Source organism: Oceanobacillus sp. B139/18 (assembly GCF_055524595.1).
Map to the genome: position 1 here is coordinate 188,817 of NZ_JBVFXI010000007.1, position 18,739 is coordinate 207,555.

13 protein-coding genes and 1 pseudogene are annotated in these 18,739 nt (G+C 35.6%); 11 read left to right on the forward strand and 3 right to left on the reverse strand.

Annotation, left to right across the window (positions count from 1 at the left end; translation table 11 throughout):
- Positions 1 to 125: 125 nt before the first annotated feature.
- Together ACZSMY_RS18935 and ACZSMY_RS18940 are read left to right on the forward strand one after the other, a co-directional pair.
- Positions 126 to 885, forward strand: a pseudogene (locus ACZSMY_RS18935) (IS5/IS1182 family transposase); the annotation flags it as partial.
- 104 nt (positions 886 to 989) lie between these two features.
- Complete coding sequence (locus ACZSMY_RS18940; protein WP_465148165.1) at positions 990 to 2,933, forward strand: DNA/RNA helicase domain-containing protein; 1,944 nt, start codon at positions 990 to 992, stop codon at positions 2,931 to 2,933.
- A gap of 177 nt (positions 2,934 to 3,110) precedes the next feature.
- Here the strand turns inward: ACZSMY_RS18940 and ACZSMY_RS18945 are convergent, their stop codons facing one another.
- Both ACZSMY_RS18945 and ACZSMY_RS18950 read right to left on the reverse strand, forming a co-directional pair.
- Positions 3,111 to 6,008 (reverse strand): DEAD/DEAH box helicase, encoded by a 2,898-nt coding sequence (locus ACZSMY_RS18945; protein WP_465148166.1) that lies wholly within the window; start codon positions 6,006 to 6,008, stop codon positions 3,111 to 3,113.
- Between the two features lie 28 nt (positions 6,009 to 6,036).
- On the reverse strand, positions 6,037 to 6,429 hold the full coding sequence (locus ACZSMY_RS18950; protein WP_465148167.1) for a (deoxy)nucleoside triphosphate pyrophosphohydrolase: 393 nt from the start codon (positions 6,427 to 6,429) through the stop codon (positions 6,037 to 6,039).
- Between the two features lie 332 nt (positions 6,430 to 6,761).
- On the opposite strand from ACZSMY_RS18950, the gene ACZSMY_RS18955 reads away from it, so the two are divergent.
- The 5 genes from ACZSMY_RS18955 to ACZSMY_RS18975 are packed head-to-tail and all read left to right on the forward strand — an operon-like array spanning position 6,762 to position 13,229.
- Entirely contained in the window at positions 6,762 to 8,690 is a 1,929-nt protein-coding gene (locus ACZSMY_RS18955) for a BglG family transcription antiterminator (protein ID WP_289584541.1), read from the forward strand.
- On the forward strand, positions 8,690 to 9,136 hold the full coding sequence (locus tag ACZSMY_RS18960; protein ID WP_289584539.1) for a PTS sugar transporter subunit IIA: 447 nt from the start codon (positions 8,690 to 8,692) through the stop codon (positions 9,134 to 9,136). The genes ACZSMY_RS18955 and ACZSMY_RS18960 overlap by 1 nt, the downstream gene beginning before the upstream one ends.
- 15 nt (positions 9,137 to 9,151) lie before the next feature.
- Positions 9,152 to 9,472, forward strand: coding sequence for a PTS fructose transporter subunit IIB (locus ACZSMY_RS18965; RefSeq protein WP_212929519.1), 321 nt, complete (start codon positions 9,152 to 9,154; stop codon positions 9,470 to 9,472).
- Positions 9,473 to 9,489: 17 nt separating this feature from the next.
- A complete protein-coding gene (locus tag ACZSMY_RS18970) occupies positions 9,490 to 10,605 on the forward strand; it encodes a PTS fructose transporter subunit IIC (protein ID WP_042528815.1) in 1,116 nt (371 codons plus the stop codon).
- Positions 10,605 to 13,229 carry a glycoside hydrolase family 38 N-terminal domain-containing protein gene (locus ACZSMY_RS18975; RefSeq protein ID WP_465148168.1) on the forward strand — a complete coding sequence of 875 codons (2,625 nt, stop codon included), beginning with the start codon at positions 10,605 to 10,607 and terminating at the stop codon, positions 13,227 to 13,229. Before ACZSMY_RS18970 ends, ACZSMY_RS18975 begins: the two co-directional genes overlap by 1 nt.
- A gap of 292 nt (positions 13,230 to 13,521) precedes the next feature.
- On the opposite strand, the gene ACZSMY_RS18980 is transcribed toward ACZSMY_RS18975, so the two are convergent.
- Entirely contained in the window at positions 13,522 to 13,965 is a 444-nt protein-coding gene (locus ACZSMY_RS18980; RefSeq protein ID WP_465148169.1) for a helix-turn-helix domain-containing protein, read from the reverse strand.
- A 740-nt stretch (positions 13,966 to 14,705) separates the two neighbouring features.
- Here ACZSMY_RS18980 and ACZSMY_RS18985 point away from each other — a divergent pair.
- From ACZSMY_RS18985 to ACZSMY_RS19000, 4 genes are all read left to right on the forward strand, one after another.
- Positions 14,706 to 16,400: a methyl-accepting chemotaxis protein gene (locus tag ACZSMY_RS18985; RefSeq protein ID WP_465148170.1), complete on the forward strand. Its 1,695-nt coding sequence runs from the start codon at positions 14,706 to 14,708 to the stop codon at positions 16,398 to 16,400.
- 262 nt (positions 16,401 to 16,662) lie between these two features.
- The gene (locus ACZSMY_RS18990) at positions 16,663 to 17,544 is read left to right on the forward strand and encodes a LysR family transcriptional regulator (protein WP_212929523.1); all 882 of its coding nucleotides are present in this window, start codon (positions 16,663 to 16,665) and stop codon (positions 17,542 to 17,544) included.
- Positions 17,545 to 17,650: 106 nt separating this feature from the next.
- Positions 17,651 to 18,019 carry a CidA/LrgA family protein gene (locus ACZSMY_RS18995; protein WP_042528825.1) on the forward strand — a complete coding sequence of 123 codons (369 nt, stop codon included), beginning with the start codon at positions 17,651 to 17,653 and terminating at the stop codon, positions 18,017 to 18,019.
- Between the two features lie 5 nt (positions 18,020 to 18,024).
- Positions 18,025 to 18,690, forward strand: coding sequence for an LrgB family protein (locus ACZSMY_RS19000; protein ID WP_306432784.1), 666 nt, complete (start codon positions 18,025 to 18,027; stop codon positions 18,688 to 18,690).
- Positions 18,691 to 18,739 lie beyond the last annotated feature (49 nt).

Below are 18,739 nucleotides of genomic sequence, written 5' to 3' on the forward strand. Positions count from 1 at the left end.
ATTTAGTGAAGTTAAGATTTTGACTGTGAAAACAGAATCATTAGTTATATCCGCTAGTTAAAATTGAACACTTTTTCATTTTTTCTAAATGAGTGAATTTCACAAAGACTAGAGGTGTACTTCTTATAACCATTATACGACAATCAAGTCTATTTGGCATTCAAGAATTACATGATATGAAACCTACCCAAAAGTATGAAGCGATTATTTCAGCGATTGATCTGGATTTTATTTATCATGCGATTAATTAGAAATCTCGGCTAGGAGCGCCTGGTGAGCTAAATTATGCGGGATTATTTCTTTTTTTATTTGCTATATCGAGCGTATCCCAACGATTAAAGACCTAATCAAGTGTCTAAACTATGACTTTATCTTTAAAGTGAACTGCGAATTTCTTGTTTCTGATTCTACGCCGTCAGAAGCTGCGTATTCTCGTTGATGAAGTCATCGTCATCGATGTCACCCATTTTGAAGCACGAGACAAGGGCCTGTTCACAAAGAAGAAAAGTTGGAAGACGCACGAAAAAGCGCGGTTTTAAATCTAAGGAAGAGCGTGACCGGTAGCTTTAAGAACATGCAGAAAAGGAAGTGAGCCTGCCATTGTATGAAAAGAAAATTGTAACACAGTTAGAGGGTCCGTTAGACGTATTACGTATTGCATGCAGAGGTACCAATGAACCCAAAATGAGGTGTGAAAAAGAATGCAGGTAAAACGAATTCTGGTATGGCTCCAAAAGCTACTTTGCAGTTGGTACATCTAGCCAATATATTCTGCAGACTTTGTTTTCTTCTGGCAACCTGAATGATGGGAAAGGCACCATTGCCTTATTAAAGGGAATGGATCAACGTCCCCCTCTTACCATCGTTCATTATGAAACGCTAGATCCATGTTTATTTTTACTTCTCCCTTACAAATATTTGATATTTTGATAAAATAGAATTGCATATTGTTTTAAGAAAAATTTTAATTAATAGATTGAGGGATCTCTATGTTAGTATACGAAGCCACAAAATCCGAATTTTTAGAGGATGTTTTTAACGATGAGTTAACTACTAATATTATTAACAACTTCCAAGAAAAAATAGGATCTGTAAATAAAAGTGAAGTTCGGTCATGGGATAATTCAATGCAATATATGTATAGAGTGTTAGGAGACAGTGAGATACCTAAAAATGCTGGTGTTGCAATTGAGTATAGAATCCCGTATTCATCAAAAAGAGTTGATTTTTTAATAACTGGAAAGAGAGATAATAAAGAGTCTGTAGTCATAGTTGAATTGAAACAATGGGATAAGGTTGAAAAAGTTGAAGGTAAAGAAGCAATTGTTAAGACTAATTTTAGCAATGGTCTTGTGGAGACTACGCATCCTTCCTATCAAGCTTGGTCCTACGCATCATTAATTAAAGATTATAATGCAACTGTACAGCAAGACGCCATAGATATGTATCCTTGTGCATACTTGCATAATTATATAGTAAACAAAGATTCTGATCCTTTAACAGATAACGTATATCAATACTATTTAGATCAGGCACCTGTTTATGCAAAGGGAGATGCGAAAAGACTAAGAGAGTTTATAAAGAAATACATAAAGTACGGAGATAATAAAGAGACCTTATATAAGATAGAAAAAGGAAGGATACGGCCATCCAAATCATTACAAGACGCATTAAATTCAATGCTGCAGGGAAATGAAGAATTTATTATGATTGATGAACAGAAGGTTGTATTTGAAGAAGCTTTAAGACTTGCTAGTGAAGCGAAACGAACAAATACTAAACAAGTACTTATTGTAGAAGGTGGACCGGGAACTGGAAAATCAGTTTTAGCAGTTAATCTATTAGTTGAATTAACTAAAAAGAGTCTGGTAGCACAATATGTAACAAAAAACTCAGCCCCTAGAAATATCTATGCTACAAAGCTTAAACAAGATTTTAAAAAGACGCAAATCGATAATTTATTTAAAGGATCTGGTAGTTACGTTGATACACCCAATAATGAATTTGATGTCTTGATAGTAGACGAGGCACACCGCCTAAATGAAAAATCAGGAATGTTTCAGAACTTGGGTGAAAATCAAGTAAAAGAATTAATTCATGCTAGTAATATGACAATATTTTTTATAGATGAACATCAAAGAGTAACTTTAAAAGATATAGGCAGTATGGATCTAATCAAGAAATATACAAACGAGCACAATGGAGTAATTCATAAATTAAAGCTGGAGTCCCAATTCAGGTGTAATGGATCTGACGGTTATTTAGCATGGATTGATAATGTGCTACAAATTAGAGAAACAGCTAATTCGAATTTTATAGGTAAGGACTATGATTTTCGTGTATTTGATGATCCTAACAAATTAGTAGAGAGTATTAGAAATTTAAATAAGGATAATAATAAAGCGCGAATGCTGGCTGGTTACTGTTGGGAATGGCCCAAGGAATCAAGAACTAAGTCGGATATTCCAGATATAGTCATTCCAGAAAAAAACTTTGGTATTAGCTGGAACTTAGATAATACATTAACATGGGCTATTGATGATAGTTCTGTAAATGAAGCTGGCTGCATCCACACTTCACAGGGATTAGAATTTGATTATGTAGCTGTAATTATTGGGGACGATCTCTTATTTAGAGATGGAAAAGTCTGTACGGATTATACCAAGCGTGCTAAATCAGATCGTTCTCTATTTGGTATTAAAAAAATGATAAAAGAAAAACCTAAAGAAGCAGAAAAACTAGCTGACACGATTATAAGAAATACGTACAGGACATTGTTGACTCGAGGTCAAAAAGGTTGTTTTGTTTACTGTACGGATACTGCATTGGCAAACTACTTAAAGGGTAGGATTGAAAAGGTTATTGATTATGACTCTGAAGGATTTTTTAATTCAAATTCGTTTGTAGCTGAAGATAAAGGAACTTATAAATGATAGCAGTACGGGGATTACAGACATAACAATCTAACTATACCAGCTTTGAGTTACTGACCTAATCTAAAAAAGTGATAAAAAGGATTTCCGTATCAATCTTGGTCATTCGCACCATACGGAAATCCTTTTTATAGATTTAAGCTACCAATCACTTATCTTTCTAACCAAATAATCCTTTCACTCATCCCCCGAAGTAATATACCGATACAAATCATAATCCACAGGTTCATTCAAAATCATATTCATATGAACAACAGGAATTTCTTTATTATTTTTATCTAGCATATTATCCTGCTCTACAGTTTGTTGATTAGGCAGTGCCTGTCCAAGGTAATAGAAGTCGCTTCCTTCATCATCATCCTTCTTGATAAAGAGATGAATATCTATCCCTTTCGTTTCAGCATGAATGATTTTTTGAACCTCTTCTGATTTCAAGGTTCTGTTACTTCGAGTATACCATTTGAAAACATTTGGACTGATTAATTCATCTCCATAATCCACACTAGATTCTACTTCATTGTCTTTATGGTAGGTAACAAAAATCGGGCAAGTTTGATGCTTTGGTTTGTATCCATACATTGTAGAGCTTTCATCTTTATTCCAATTTAAAAGCTTACATGCGTCTTTTCTCGTATATTTTTCTTTTAAAGTAAATAAGCTGTTTGATTTATATTTTTTACTTCGTTCCATTCCAGTTATGACCATATCGTATACTAGTTTTTTATAGTATTCATTTGACTCTAAATTTTGGTGTACTTCTTTATTAAAAGTATACTCGTTATCTACTGAAAGAGTGATAATTGGTTTTTCTCCATACTTTTTTAGGTCTGCTTGTGTAAAGAAGGATAAGTTCATTACATTTTCTACAGATTCAAGGATGCTTTCATTGACCAGGCAATTGTTATCCTCTAATATGCTTATATATTCTTGCTTATTCACTTTTCCTTGCTGTAAAAGTAGCTGTAATAATAAAAGTTCATGTTGTCTCTTACCATCTAACAACTCTTTAGAAAGCATGGTTAATACACGTTGATCATAATCACTAAGAGCAGGAACTTTTTCTTTCATTTTTACAAGAAAAGCATAATAAGTATTATATTTTCCAATAATAACTGTTGGATCGATGGAATGATTATGAATAAAATCTTCTAGGTAAGGGATACGTCCTAATCGATTTTTCAGCTCAATATAAGCATCTCTTAATACTTTTTGAGTTGTTAAGTTGCTGGAACTAATGGATTTAAAGATTTGTTTTCTTGCAATTTCTTCAAAATTAATACTGGATACGCCTTTGATATAGTTTGTTTCCGCAGTACGCCGGCGAATATTATCCTTGTTTTGTGATTTGTCACCAGATAGGGCAACTGGGATAAGATAATTATTTTTATAATTTCCTATAAAATCAATAATTGTCACAAATTCTTTAGATGGATGTTTCCGTAGTCCTCTGCCTAGCTGTTGTATGAAAATAATACTTGATTGTGTTTGTCTTAGCATTACAACCTGATTGATGCTAGGTATATCAATACCCTCGTTAAAAATATCAACTGTAATTATGTAATCAAGGGCCCCGTTTTCTAAACGCTCTACTTGATGTAGCCGGAAATCTTGAGAATCTGCCCCTGTTAAAGGCACTGTACGAAATCCTCTGTTATTCAGAACCTCAGATAGCTCCTTTGCTTCCTCTTTTCTACTACAAAATATTAAACCCTTTACGCAATCACCGGAATAGCTATAGTAATCGATTTTTTCAAGAATATGATTAACACGCTCTTCTGTAACTAAATTAGATACAATGGTCGTATCGTCTACTAATTTTCCATCATATTCTATGTCTGTTACGCCAAAATAATGAAAGGGACAAAGCATATCTTCTTCTAAGGCTTCTTGAAGACGGATCTCATAAGCGATATTGTAGTTGAACAGCTCATAGATATTGAAATCATCGGTTCTTTCGGGAGTTGCTGTCATACCTAAAAGAAACCTTGGTTTAAAATAATCAATCACACGCTGATAAGAGCTAGCGCCAGCTTTATGTACTTCATCGATAAGAATATAATCAAATAATTCCGGATCAAATGTATTTAATGTCTCTTGTTTCGATATAGTTTGGATTGTCGTAAAGAGATACTTTGCATCTGTTTCTTTACTTGATCCAGATAATATCCCAAAATCATTATCTAACCCTCCTAAGATACGTTGAAAGTCAGATTTAGCCTTACGTAGGATTTGTTCGCGATGAACAATAAATAACATCCGCTTTGGAGCAACGTTACGGACATCAAATGCGGAAAGATATGTTTTTCCTGTTCCTGTTGCCGAAATTACTAAACCTTTATCATGTCCCTCTTGTCTTAGTGCTTCTATTTGTTCTAGAGCATTCTGCTGCATTTTATTGGGCGTAATTGTTAAAGCTTCTTCTAAGGGGTTTGTTTCATAAATTTCCGGTAGTTCTATGACCTTAGTTGCTGCTTGTAAATCAACTGGTTGATAGCTTTGTTCATAGGCCATAATCCATTCCTCAGTCAATATAACAGCATCCGCCCAGATATCTTCAAATTGTTTTTTGAAATGTCGAATGACTGATCCGTTTTCATGAGAAGTTAAATGTACATTCCACTCATAATTTTCTTTTAAAGCTTGTGCAGTTAAATTAGAGCTCCCTACAATTAATGAATAGTAGCTATTATGATCAAATATATATCCTTTTGAATGAAAACCCTTTAAATTGGTTAATCTAACCTCTACATTTGTAATTTTTAATAACTCTTTAAAGGCGTTGGGATGATTAAATTGTAAAAAGGTTGATGTTAATATTCGGCCTTTTATCCCTTTTCTTTTTAAGTCATATAAGTGGGATTTAAGAGTAGCTAACCCGCTTTCGGTAATAAAAGCTACAGAAAATATAAACGACTCACATTTATCTAACTCTTCAAGTAGTGGAGATAAGACAGTTTCATTACGCTGTATGTTATTTACTAATAATCTTGGTTTATAGCTATCTCTTTTTTCGCTATTTTGATTAATAAAGCCTTTATATAAAGAATCCTTTAAGTCTTGGAGAAAATGATCCATATTTTCCTTCCTTCCCTTGAAATTTGCTTTACATGTTTTCTAGCTTTTCAATAGTTGGAATATCTGCTGGAGCCCAATCTAATGATGAAAGTTCATACTTAAAAAGCCATTTAATACTATGATGTTCTGTTAAAAGGGGGCTTCCCTTTTGTAAGGTACAATAAAAAGTTGTTAAATGAACGATTCCAAAGTCATACTCATATACGGTATGATCGATTTTTTCTCCAACTGCAATATCACATTCCATTTCCTCCTGAATTTCACGCTTTAGCGCTTGCTGAGGTGTTTCGCCAGATTCTATTTTCCCACCTGGAAACTCCCATTTATAGGACAGATTTTTTGATTCGCCACGTTGCGCACATAAAATTTTATCGTCTTTTATAATTACTGCGCCAACAACATGTATATTTTTTTTATTCACTTTATTCACTCCTAGTTGTCGTCTATTATGTATTATTATACCAGATTGGTTATTATGGGTGAAACAAGCATTATTAAGACTAGAATGGTGACGATTGATAGCAATTCCTTTAGAATTCGTCTGTTTATCCGTATTCAGAATCTCTATGGATAAGATAGCCAGTAGAAAAAAATGATCTATCGATTCAATTCGTAAAAGGGCACTATATATTAAATAAAAAACATTACATATCACCCACAACCCACCTTTTACATGAATCATTCATGTAAAAGAAAGGGTTTTCACAAATTGGCTTTACTAATAGGATATAAGTATAGAGGGAGCGAATCACAATGGATTTGAGTATAAGGGAGCAAGAAATAATAAAATATTTGCTTGTAGAAGAAAAAACGACAGTGACTCAAATTGCAAGGTATATGGGATTATCTAATAAAACCATTACCCAATCTTTAAATAACATTGAATCTTTATTCAAAGGAAGTGACGTTGAACTTATTCGTAAGGCGAATGTTGGTGTGTTTTTAAGAGGGGATAGAGAGAAAATTTATTCAATGATTAATCAGAAAGCTAACGTAAATAGGCTTCAAACGCGTGAGGAGAGAATTCAATTTCTTTGTTTCAACATTTTACAAAAAACGGATTACTTTACACTTCAAGACTTAATGGATATTACATTCGTTAGTAAATCGACCATGGAAAAAGATTTACAAGAAGTAACGAACGTATTCCAGTTGTTTAATGTCACTATTGACCGTATCCCAGGCAGGGGTTCTTTTCTAAATTTAATGGAGCAGGAAAGAAGAAAGCTGGCCTTGGATTTAATTCTTTATTTTTGGGGTCAGAACTGGCATATCGTAAAGCGTGAGGAATATTTAATTCATTTGTTAGAGAGCATCCCTGATTTTGTAAGCGATTTTTTTAATAAAGATAGTTTGATTCAGTTAAATAAGGTTTTACAAGAATTTGTAGAGAGTACCAATTTTGTATTTAGCGATTTTGGATATCAATCGTTATTATTGCATTTACTCATTGCAATTGAGCGGATAAAAGAAGGTAAGAATCTCAAAGAGCCTGTACAAGAAGAATTATCAGAGGAATTTCAGGAAGAAGCCAGACTATTAATTCAGCTGATAGAAGCTAGCTTTCAAGTTACTTTATCACAGAATGAACTGTATTATATCCGAATGCACTTGGAGTCCAATAATAACCGATTAAAGAAGAAAGATGCTGTGTTCTATCAGCCGGAAACAAGAATAGAGGATACGGTGCTGACTGTTATTCGTGATTTCCTTCCATCCTATGATCAAAAGCTTCTGGATGGAATAGTAAGTCATCTGAAAATGGCTGTTAATCGATTATTGTTTCATTTGCCAATCAAACATCCGTTTTTAGATGATGTGAAGAAGTATTTTCCTATTTCCTTTGAAGAAGCAATTTATATTAAAGACAGACTCGAAAAAGCCTTTCAGATTTCAGTTCCTGACGATGAAGTTGCTTTTTTAGCGGTGCATATTCAGGCATATAAAGAACGGATAGAAGAGTTATCTGAAGACAAGTTAAAGGTGTTGATTGTGTGTAACAGTGGAAAAGGAACGTCACAGCTATTGGCGGCAAGAATGAGGAAAAATTTCTCTCAATTAGAGGTTTTCAGGATTTTATCTGTACAACAGCTATTTCACACGGAAGTAATAGAAGACTTGATTTTAAGTACGGTGAACCTAGAAATTGAAAATAGAAAGGTATTAGTAATTTCACCATTGCTAGACATTCATGATCAAGCAAGGATCCAAGAGGAAATTCATGAAAAACAGAAATCAAATGATAAGCAAGAGGAAGCATTCGCAAAGTTAATATCGTCAAATACACTGTTTTTAGATAAGGATTTAAGCTCGGTGGATGATGTTCTCACCTATCTCGTTGATGAATTAGCTCAAAGGGATATCGTACAACCAGAGATAATAGAATCAGTGAAAAACAGAGAAAATTTATCTTTCACATCGTTTGGAAGGTTTGCAACACCTCATGGGGACCCTAAATATGTGAACCAATCGAAAATAGCCTTTTTACGTTTAGCTAATCCAATCAATTGGGGCACAACACAAGTGAAATTTGTATTTTTTATTTGTATCAAGGATGAATCACCTCAGCAGCTGGAGCAAATATATGATGCTTTATTAGAAATTATTGATCATCCCGTTCAACAGAAATTGACTAAGGGCGATTATCAACAAGTATGGACATATTTGAAAGGAAGAAAATGATGGATGTAGCGACAATTTTAAATGTACAGCAAGTAGAAATAGATATGGAAGCTCAAACACAGGAGGAAGTAATTAGAAAGTTAAGTGAGAAAATTAATGAAAAACAAGTTTTAACAAATAAAGATGCATACATCGGTTCCGTTTTAGAAAGAGAATCACAATCGACTACAGGGGTCGGAGGGGGCATTGCTATTCCTCACGGTAAATCAAAGGGAGTGTTGGAAGCAGCTATTGCTGTGGGAAAATTAAAAACTCCGGTAGAATGGAAATCTTTAGATGATCAACCTGTTTCTGTTGTTATTATGTTCGCTATTCCGGAGAAAGACAAGAAGGATACACATTTAAAATTACTATCGCAGATCTCAATGAAATTAATGGACGATGATGTGGTAGAGAAATTAAAAAAGGAAACGGATAAACAAAAAATCGTAAATATATTAAGTTAATTGGAGGAATTGATTATGAAGAGAAAAATTATTGCAGTAACAGCGTGCGCTACAGGTGTTGCACATACATATATGGCAGCAAAAGCGTTAAAAAAAGCAGCAAAATCTATGGGGCATTTACTAAAAGTAGAAACCCAAGGAGCAACAGGGATTGAAAATGAACTGACCGAAAAGGATGTCAATATTGGTGAAGTAGTCATTTTTGCAGTAGATACAAAAGTAAGAGATAAAGAACGTTTTGATCACCAGAGAATTTTACATGTACCTGTGGCAGCACCAATCAAAGATGCTGAGAAAGTCATTAGTGATGCTCTTGCACTAGTGGACAATCAGTAAAGAAAGAGGGGATAGAGATGAGAAATGTTGCAAGAGACATAAAAAATCATGTATTGACCGGGATATCATATATGATACCTTTAGTTATTGCAGGAGCAGTTATTATGGCTATTTCACGTGTTGGAGGTTCTATGTTTGGAATCCAAGACATCTGGGATGAATCTTATGCTGAAAGCGGAAATGTTATCATCCGCCTTTTACATGATATTGATGGGTTTGGTGGTATTGCATTAGATTTAATGTTTCCAGTTATCGCTGCTTTTATAGCATATTCTATATCCGATAAATTAGGTATTGCAGCAGGGTTAGTTGGTGGGATGCTGGTAAAGGATATTGAGGCAGGTTTTCTGGGAGCTTTAGCAGCTGGTTTGATCGCTGGATATGTATGTTTATGGATTAAAAATAATGTGCGGCTACCGAAATCTATGTCTTCGATTGTTCCTGTCTTTTTAGTTCCGGTTTTCGGCACCTTGATAACATTATTAGCTATTCAATATATTATCGGTGTTCCTTTTGCCTCCTTAAATACGGGGTTAGAGAACTGGCTAAATGGTTTGAGCGGCGGGAATCAAATTATTATGGCGGCAATTGTTGGAGCAATGGTAGGTTTTGACCTTGGCGGGCCGGTAAATAAAGCAGCTGTTACGACGGCAATGGCATTATTAACAAGTGGTATTTATGGTCCGAATACGGCTGCACAGGTTGCCATTATTATTCCGCCAATTGGATTGGGTCTGGCAACCTTTATAGCAAAGCGAAAATATAATAGAGAGTTAAGAGAAGCCGGTAAATCTTCTGTTGTCATGGGGCTTGTCGGTGTGAGTGAAGGAGCTATTCCCTTTGCAGTGGAGAGCCCTATAAAGGTCATATCGTGCACGGTAATTGGCTCTGCTATTGGCTCATCCATGGCTATTGGTCTGGGAGCAGTTAACCAAGCTCCAATTAGCGGGTTCTATGGTTGGTTTACGGTAGATAAATGGCCAGTCTATATTTTATCAATTGCTGTAGGTTCTCTGTTTGTAGCGATTGCTACGGTACTATTGCGTAAAGAACCGGAATTAGCTGAAGCAAATCAATTAGAGGATGAGGATGATTTTGATGAAGAAGAATGGGAAAAAGAGTGGGAAAGCTAATGACAAATGTACACATTGTTAATCATACACATTGGGATAGAGAATGGTATTTTACGTCGATGGATGCTTTAGTTTTGAGCGATCAATTATTTTCAGATGCTATTGATGAATTATTAAGTAATCCGCAGGCCAGCTTTGTTTTGGATGGTCAGCTTTCTATACTTGATGAATACGTTGAATTATATCCAGAAAGATTAACAGATATTAAACGATTGATTGCGCAAAAACAATTATTCATTGGTCCATGGTATACACAGACAGATGCTTTTTTTACTTCTGGTGAATCAATATTACGCAATGCAATGATTGGTGTTTTTGAAAGTAAGAAGTATGGAGACTATATGCCAATTGGCTATTTACCGGATACTTTTGGGTTTAATGCACAAATTCCGGTCATCTTGAAGGAAGCTGGTTTAGATAATGTGGTTTTATGGAGAGGTGTTCATTTAGGTAAGCACGTTCAATCACCTTATTTTAAATGGCGTGGATTAGGTGATCATCAAGAAATTTATGCTTTGAATCTGCCTCAGGGTTATGGAACAGGAATGCTTCTTGAACCCACCACTGAGTACGTAGCCGGACGTTTAGATCCTGCAGTTGATTTTATCAAAAAGTTTACTGACACAGAAGATATACTAATTCCCTCAGGTAATGACCAGCTTGCGATTATTACAAATTTTAATGGGAAGGTGAAAAGCATCAACCAATTAGGAAGGTATCATTATCAAGTCAGCAGTTATCAGGATTTTTTGGAAAAGATAAAACAAAAAGACTTAGAAACGTATGTTGGAGAATTCCGTTCTCCTGTGCTGGCACGAGTTCATAAAACAATTGGCAGTGTTCGAATGGATATCAAGCAATCAATCTATCAATTAGAACAGAAGCTAATAAAAAGAATAGAGCCAATATTGGTAATTGCCAATCAATTAGGTATTCGTTTCAGTAATCGCTTATTATTAAAAGCATGGAAAAAGCTGCTCGAATCACAAGCGCATGATAGCTTGGCCGGCTGTGTTTCTGATTCTGTTGCTGAAGATATTCGGCACCGATTAAAGGAAGCCAATGAAATTAGCGATAGTATGGAAAACACAATTATGAAACAAATGGCAGAAGCTTTAAAACTAAAAAATGAAGACATTCTTCTATTGAATACGGAGCCTCATAAGTTCCGGGGTTATAAAACCATTCAAGTACTAACAAAAAGGAAAGATATTCATTTTTATGATAGAGATTTTACTATTGAGAAAGTAGATTATGTAGACAGCAGAGAGAATATACTTGAAGAGACACCAGCGGGTAATCGATATATTACTGAACCTGGATATTATATTCTGACTATACGCTTAGCGTGTGAACTACCAGGTTTAGGATACCGTGTGTTATCTTTTGGTTATTCTGAGTATTCGGCACAAGAATTGGTAAGAACAGAAATAAAAGAAATAGCTAATTCACATATGACGCTCTCCTTTGAAGAAAATGAGTTGGTGTTGGAGAGGAATGAAGCTATAATCACGGATTTTATCTCTATTTATGATGAGGGCAATGCCGGCGATACGTATGATTATTCTCCAATTTATGGAGACGAGTCTATTAGACTTGATTACAAAAATGCAGAGGTACACAAAGCAGATGGTATGCAGCAAATGAAGGTCTTTGGAGAAATACAGCTGCCTCATAATATGGAGGATAGATTAGCTGGAGCAAAAACCGTCAAATTCCCGTTTCTTATCACTTTCACACTTGCTGAAGATGATTGTATCCGAGGAAACTTGAATTTTATAAATACGGTATTGAATCATAGAATGAGATTAAAGATAAATGCAGGTAGCCGGATTCGTAAAGCAACTGCTGCGTTACCATTTGGCTATATACGTAGAACAAATCAAAGCCAAAAAGGTTGGGAAAATACCTATTCTGAAAAACCTGTAAATGTAGAGCCATTTGATGGCATCGTTTCCGTTGAAACCGTAAATAATACCATTACGTTTCATACAAAGGATACAAAAGAATATGAATACAGAGAAAATGATTTATATATTACTTTATTTGCAACCACAGATAGCTTAGGTAAGCCAGATTTAGCTTATCGACCTGGCAGAGCTTCAGGGGATACTACAAAAAGAGGGCATATAATGATGGAAACCCCATCAGCCCAACTATTAAATAAGAATATGCAATATAATTTTGCAATTAATATAGGGAATGAAGCCTTCTCGGAAGAGGCTGTTACTGAATGGAGGCGTTATGAAGAATCTCCGTCGGTTTATTATCAATTACAGGACTTTAATTACTTTATTAATCGAATTGATAATAAAATTCAACCAAAGAGGCAAGAGCTTACATTGACGGAGACTAGATTTAGTCTGCTGGAAATAGATAATCAGTATTTTGTAAGCAGCTGTTATAATTCTTACTATTACCCTGAGAAGTTTATAATCCGATTGGAAAATCCGACTTATCAATCTGTGGCAATAAACGAATTGATGGATAAATTTAAAGATAGCAATATATCGAACGTAACGCCAATAAATGCAATGGAAGAGACTGTCGATGCTTCTGAGGAAATAAAACCGTATTCAGTCGTTTCATTTTTAGTAGAATTAAAAGAAAAGAAAAAACGATAATTAGTGAACACTCATGTTTCCAGCTCAGGCAGATTAGCTTGTTCTCCCTGTCTGGGCTGGAGATTTTTATATGAATATTATGCGATGAGTAATGCTTATCCTGAAAATAGCGTTTAGGTTCCATATTTTAACTATCCTTACCGCGCCATATAGCAAACTGTGCTTTACAATCATCCTTTTGTTTACTTGATAGTTTTCGCCAAAGATCAAATTCAAAAATATGATGCATATAGATGCTGTGAACTCCTCCACTTGAAAGCAACGCGTCCATCATCCTTTTTTTAATATCTAATTAAGTTAAATAACAAAAAAACGCTAAGCAGTAACCAGCTTCCTCTAAATTGCGGATATTACAACGTCCTTTTGTATGTGGATCGAATAGTTTACTTTCCTTCGTGGCCCGACTGATGGCTTCGTGATTAATTTCGTTTTCTTTTCCGTTGTATTCTATTGAGTAATAGTCAATTCGTTGATAACCTTCTAAATCCCCTCTATATACTAAAAGATTGTCATAATCCGTTCCTAATATTTTTGAAAGTATTATTAAATCAACTTTGTCAGGCAGAGACTTTCCACAATAATAATTAGAAATTGTTTTTTCATCTCTTTTTAATAATTTTGCTAATTCTGATTGTGATAAGCCTGCTTTCTGAGCTAAGAATTTTATTCTGTGTCCAGTTGCATTTGCCTCAATTTCATCTAAATATGTCGAGTCTTCGATTTCATAACTAGTCAAATTAATTTGTCTCCTTAAAAATAGTTATCAATAGTATAGCTATTTTTAATTAGTTTAGGAAGTGGAAAAATTCTTTCGGGTGCTCGTATTAACTTTATTTCATAAGTGTGGCATCATCCTTTTACAATGCTAAGGTAAGCTATTGTATGTTATTTCATAGAAAATAGGGAATAGGAAAAGAAGTATTATCATTTATTTTAGATGCTATAATGGAGATGGTATATAGGGATAATGAATTTGTATTCTATCAATTATACGAAATTAGAACCTATATATATTCTTAACTTAGGAAAGTACCTAAGTTTCATGCCAGAACTATCTGGGACGAGATGAATAACAGACGCATTTAACTCCACGAATTTTATAGATTAAAATAATGGTTTTTATTATAAGAATTTTGCTTTAAACCAAATTATTGTGAGCATCATGAGAAAACGGTTTAGTATTTATATCTGTATATTTATTCCAAAATATATCAACTTCTCCCTTTAAAAATCCCCTGAAAAGCCGATATAAAAAAAGGCACTATGACCTCTCTCGGTTAACGTACAACCATAGCCTCCACGCTATAAACGTATACAAACCACACATCTTCGCACGAGACAAATCATTAAGTTCGGACTCAGCAATTTTAAAAATAAAATTGCCCTTACCCAATCAGAAAATAGATAGAATCTCCAGTGTACAGCTTGAAGATAATCGCGTAGTGTTCCATTTTTTATATAAAGAAGGAGAGAACAATGGAAAAGATATTTAATTTCAAAAGCATCAAAAGCAAAGTAATAGCTGCATTTTCGGTGGTTATTTTATTAGTGATTATATTAGGTATATATAATTACACAGCTATTAAACAGGTCAATCAGGATACAACCAATATAATTGAAAACGATCTTCAGCAATTAATTGCAAACAAGGGCATGGAAACAACGATGGCTAACCGGATATCAACAGCCCGTGGTTACATATTAAGCGGAGACAGTACGATGAAGGACCGCTTTGAAGAATATACGGAACAAGGAACCGAATTTGAAGAATTAGCAAGAAGTGTCGGTGTTACGGCAGAATTTGATGATTTGATTAACGAAACCGTCGAGTGGCGAACAGCAATTGCTGAAGATGTGTTTGCGGTATATGAAAGCGGCGATCAAGATACAGCCATAGAGAATCTTAATGAATTAACCCCAATCGTCCGTGAAATCATGATTGGATATGAGGAACTGGCAGCGAATTCGGAAGAAGAGATAAATCAGCACGGGGAAGGGATTATTGATAATGGAGAGCAAACATTAACCATTGTTATTATTGCTTCGATTTTGATTGTTATTCTCAGCATTGCATCAGCAATTATTACGGCAGGAGTCATTACAAAGCCGATTAAAACCGTAATGGAGCGAATGAAGCTTATTGCAGGTGGAGATTTAAGTCAGGAAGACCTACAAACCGATTCCAGAGATGAAGTTGGACAGCTGGTTAACGCCGCCAACGAAATGGCAACCAACACACGTGACTTACTCACACAAATAAATGCTGTGTCCGAAACAGTTACCAATCAAAGTGAGGAATTAACGCAGGCGGCAAATGAAGTGAAATCTGGTTCGGATCAGGTGGCCATCACGATGCAGGAATTGGCAGCAGGTTCCGAAACACAGGCGAATAGTGCTAGTGACTTAGCGTCAATCATGGGTACCTTTTCTGCTAAAGTACAAGAAGTCAATGTTAATGGCGAACGCGTTCAGGAGTATTCAAATGAAGTGCTGGGAATGACACATAAAGGCAGCGAGGCAATGGCAGCTACCACAGATCAAATGTCTAAAATTGACCGGATTGTTCAAGGAACTGTTGCGAAGGTAGAAGGGCTGGATGAACAGTCCCAACAAATATCAAAACTTGTTTCCATGATCAAAGATATTGCAGATCAGACGAATCTCCTTGCATTAAATGCAGCAATCGAAGCAGCAAGAGCAGGTGAGCATGGAAAAGGCTTTGCTGTTGTGGCTGATGAGGTTAAGAAGCTAGCGGAACAAGTGGCTGTTTCAGTTACAGATATTACAAATATCGTAATGAATATTCAGAGTGAAACAAGTGCTGTCGTCGAATCCTTAAAAGGTGGTTATACAGAAGTAGAGATGGGAACCAACCAAATCACGACGACTGGAAAAACCTTTAATGAAATCAACGAATCCATATCAAAAATGGCAGAAAATATTAATCTGGTATCTGGTAATTTAGCTGATATTACTGCGAATACCCAAGAAATGAATGACTCAATTGGAGAAATAGCGTCTATTTCTGAAGAAGCAGCTGCAGGAGTTGAGCAGACATCTGCTTCTACGCAGCAAACAAGCGGTGCAATGGATGAGGTAGCGGGAAGTTCCGAGCAATTATCCCAGCTTGCTGAGGAATTAAATGGATTGGTAAGGCGATTTAAGCTTTAAGTGATTGATTTGTCAGTATATCATTCACCCGAATAAGAAAATAAAGATTTGTAGAGAAGTGCTTATAAAGCTGATAAGCAGCTTCTCATTAAAGGAATTACGGGGGAGTTAAGAGAGGCTTCCCGTGATTCCTTTTTATATTGTGATCTAGCGTCTTATAAAATTTCCCAAGTCAGTTAGTTATTAACCTGGTTCTGTATAATAGTATGGATTCCTTAAAAAATGATATATTAATTATAGCTAAAACAAAGAGGTGAACCCCGTGGAACTAAAACAACTACTCTACTTCAAAGAAATAGCAAACCAAAAAAGCATCACAAAAGCAGCCGAACAAATCCATATCTCTCAGCCAGCCCTAAGCAAGTCCATCAAATCCTTAGAAGAAGAACTAGGAACCCCGCTAATCATCCGGACAAACAAAACAATGGACTTAACCGATGCAGGGAAAACGGTATTGGAATACGCACAAAAAATAACGAACTTAGTAGATGAAATGAAATTAACAGTAAGTGATTTAACGAATTTATCGGTAGGAGAGCTGAATATCGGTCTTCCACCATTTATCGGAAGCCTGTTTTTCCCGGAAGTGATGAAAAATTTTCATCGCAGCTATCCGAATATCAAATTAGATATCACGGAGTATGGCGGTGCCAGGGTTGTTAAAAGTGTGGAGGAAGGAGAGTTTGAGCTTGGTGTGGCAGTGCTTCCTTTAGATGAGCGTATTTTTAATGTTTATCCGATTGTGAAAGAGAAAATGAAGCTGATTGTTCAAAAGGATCATCCGCTGGCTTCCTATTCGAAAGTGAATGTAAAGGATTTAAGGGATGAAGAATTTATTTTTTATCATGAGGATTTTGCTTTAAACCAAATTATCCGGAATCATTTCTTTACGATAGCGGGCTTTGAACCGAAAATCTTATTTAAGAGCATGCAATGGGATTTGATGTCAGAGCTGGTGGCCGCTGATTTAGGAGTAACGATCTTACCGGAGTCGATCTGTAATCGTCTGTTTACGAAGGATATTCAAATTATTGACCTCGAACCGACGATTATGTGGAAGCTTGCGGTTATCACGAAGAAAGGGAAGTATATTTCCAATGCAGGAAGGAAGTTTATTGATTTTATTCTAACGGATTCATTATAACTTTGATTCATGAAAATGATAATTAATATGTATTTTACGAATGGATTGGAGGGGCGTAATATAGATAGCAGATGTTTTATATTACGTATAGAAGAAGGGAAAGCCTGTGAAAGTCTTAAAGGTTATTTTACAAATTTGTTTTTTACATGTCTTTCTGCTCTTAGGAGCAGTGTTAAAATATTTCATTCCATTGCCTATTCCAGCGTCAATGTTTGGCTTATTTCTTTTGTTCGCAGCATTGTGCTGTGGTGTTATCAAGCTAGAGTGGGTCGATCAAGGTGCGAAGTGGTTAATGGCAGAGCTGCTGCTGTTCTTTATTCCTTCTGCTGTGGGAATCATCAATTATGAAGAGATTTTCAGCATACAAGGGTTAGAGATTGTTGGCTTGATTGTCCTTAGTACGATAATTGTTATGGGTCTGACTGCTTGGACGGCAGAAAAAGTTTCTGCTGCGAAAAAGGGGGAATCGCATTGATTATTGTGCTGTTTACGGTAATAACGTATTTGGTTTATGTTGTTTCTAAAATGCTTTATAAAAAAATGAACTTTGCTCTTTTTCATCCGCTATTGTTAGCGCCAATCCTATTAATCGCGATTATTTCTATCATGCATGTGTCCGCCAATGATTATATGCAGGGTTCCAAATTCTTATCACATATGCTTGCACCGGCGACAGTGGCCTTTGCGGTGCCGATTTATAAGAACCTGCCGATTATAAAAAAATATATGAAAACCATTGTTATCAGTATTACCACGGGAACACTGATGGCAATGATTTCTACATTTTTGTTATCTAAATTAATACATCTCAGCGATGATTTTATTGTGTCGATTCTTCCCCGGTCAATCACTACGCCGATTGCCATGGAGGTATCGAAAGAGATTGGCGGCTTGCCGACATTGACGACGGTTTTTGTGATCATCACAGGGATCGTGGGAGGAATCGTAGGTCCGAATGTGCTGAAATGGCTGTCTATCAAAACACCAATCGCCAAAGGGTTAGCCTTAGGGATGGGAGCGCATGGTGTCGGTACGAATAAAGCCTTGGAATATGGAAAACAGGAATCTGTCTTTTCCTCCTTAGCAATGATTTTTGCAGCTCTCTTTACACTCGTTTGGGGTTCTTTGATAACGTCCTTTATTTAAAGCTTGAAAGATGGCTCGTCATCCAAACTATTTTTACTTCCCCCTCCAA

What these genes read in the sequence shown, in the direction of transcription:
- ACZSMY_RS18940 (WP_465148165.1), top strand. Translation starts at nt 990, where the DNA reads ATGTTAGTATACGAAGCCACAAAATCCGAATTTTTAGAGGATGTTTTT.
- ACZSMY_RS18945 (WP_465148166.1), bottom strand. Translation starts at nt 6,008, where the DNA reads ATGGATCATTTTCTCCAAGACTTAAAGGATTCTTTATATAAAGGCTTT.
- ACZSMY_RS18955 (WP_289584541.1), top strand. Translation starts at nt 6,762, where the DNA reads ATGGATTTGAGTATAAGGGAGCAAGAAATAATAAAATATTTGCTTGTA.
- ACZSMY_RS18960 (WP_289584539.1), top strand. Translation starts at nt 8,690, where the DNA reads ATGGATGTAGCGACAATTTTAAATGTACAGCAAGTAGAAATAGATATG.
- ACZSMY_RS18965 (WP_212929519.1), top strand. Translation starts at nt 9,152, where the DNA reads ATGAAGAGAAAAATTATTGCAGTAACAGCGTGCGCTACAGGTGTTGCA.
- ACZSMY_RS18970 (WP_042528815.1), top strand. Translation starts at nt 9,490, where the DNA reads ATGAGAAATGTTGCAAGAGACATAAAAAATCATGTATTGACCGGGATA.
- ACZSMY_RS18975 (WP_465148168.1), top strand. Translation starts at nt 10,605, where the DNA reads ATGACAAATGTACACATTGTTAATCATACACATTGGGATAGAGAATGG.
- ACZSMY_RS18985 (WP_465148170.1), top strand. Translation starts at nt 14,706, where the DNA reads ATGGAAAAGATATTTAATTTCAAAAGCATCAAAAGCAAAGTAATAGCT.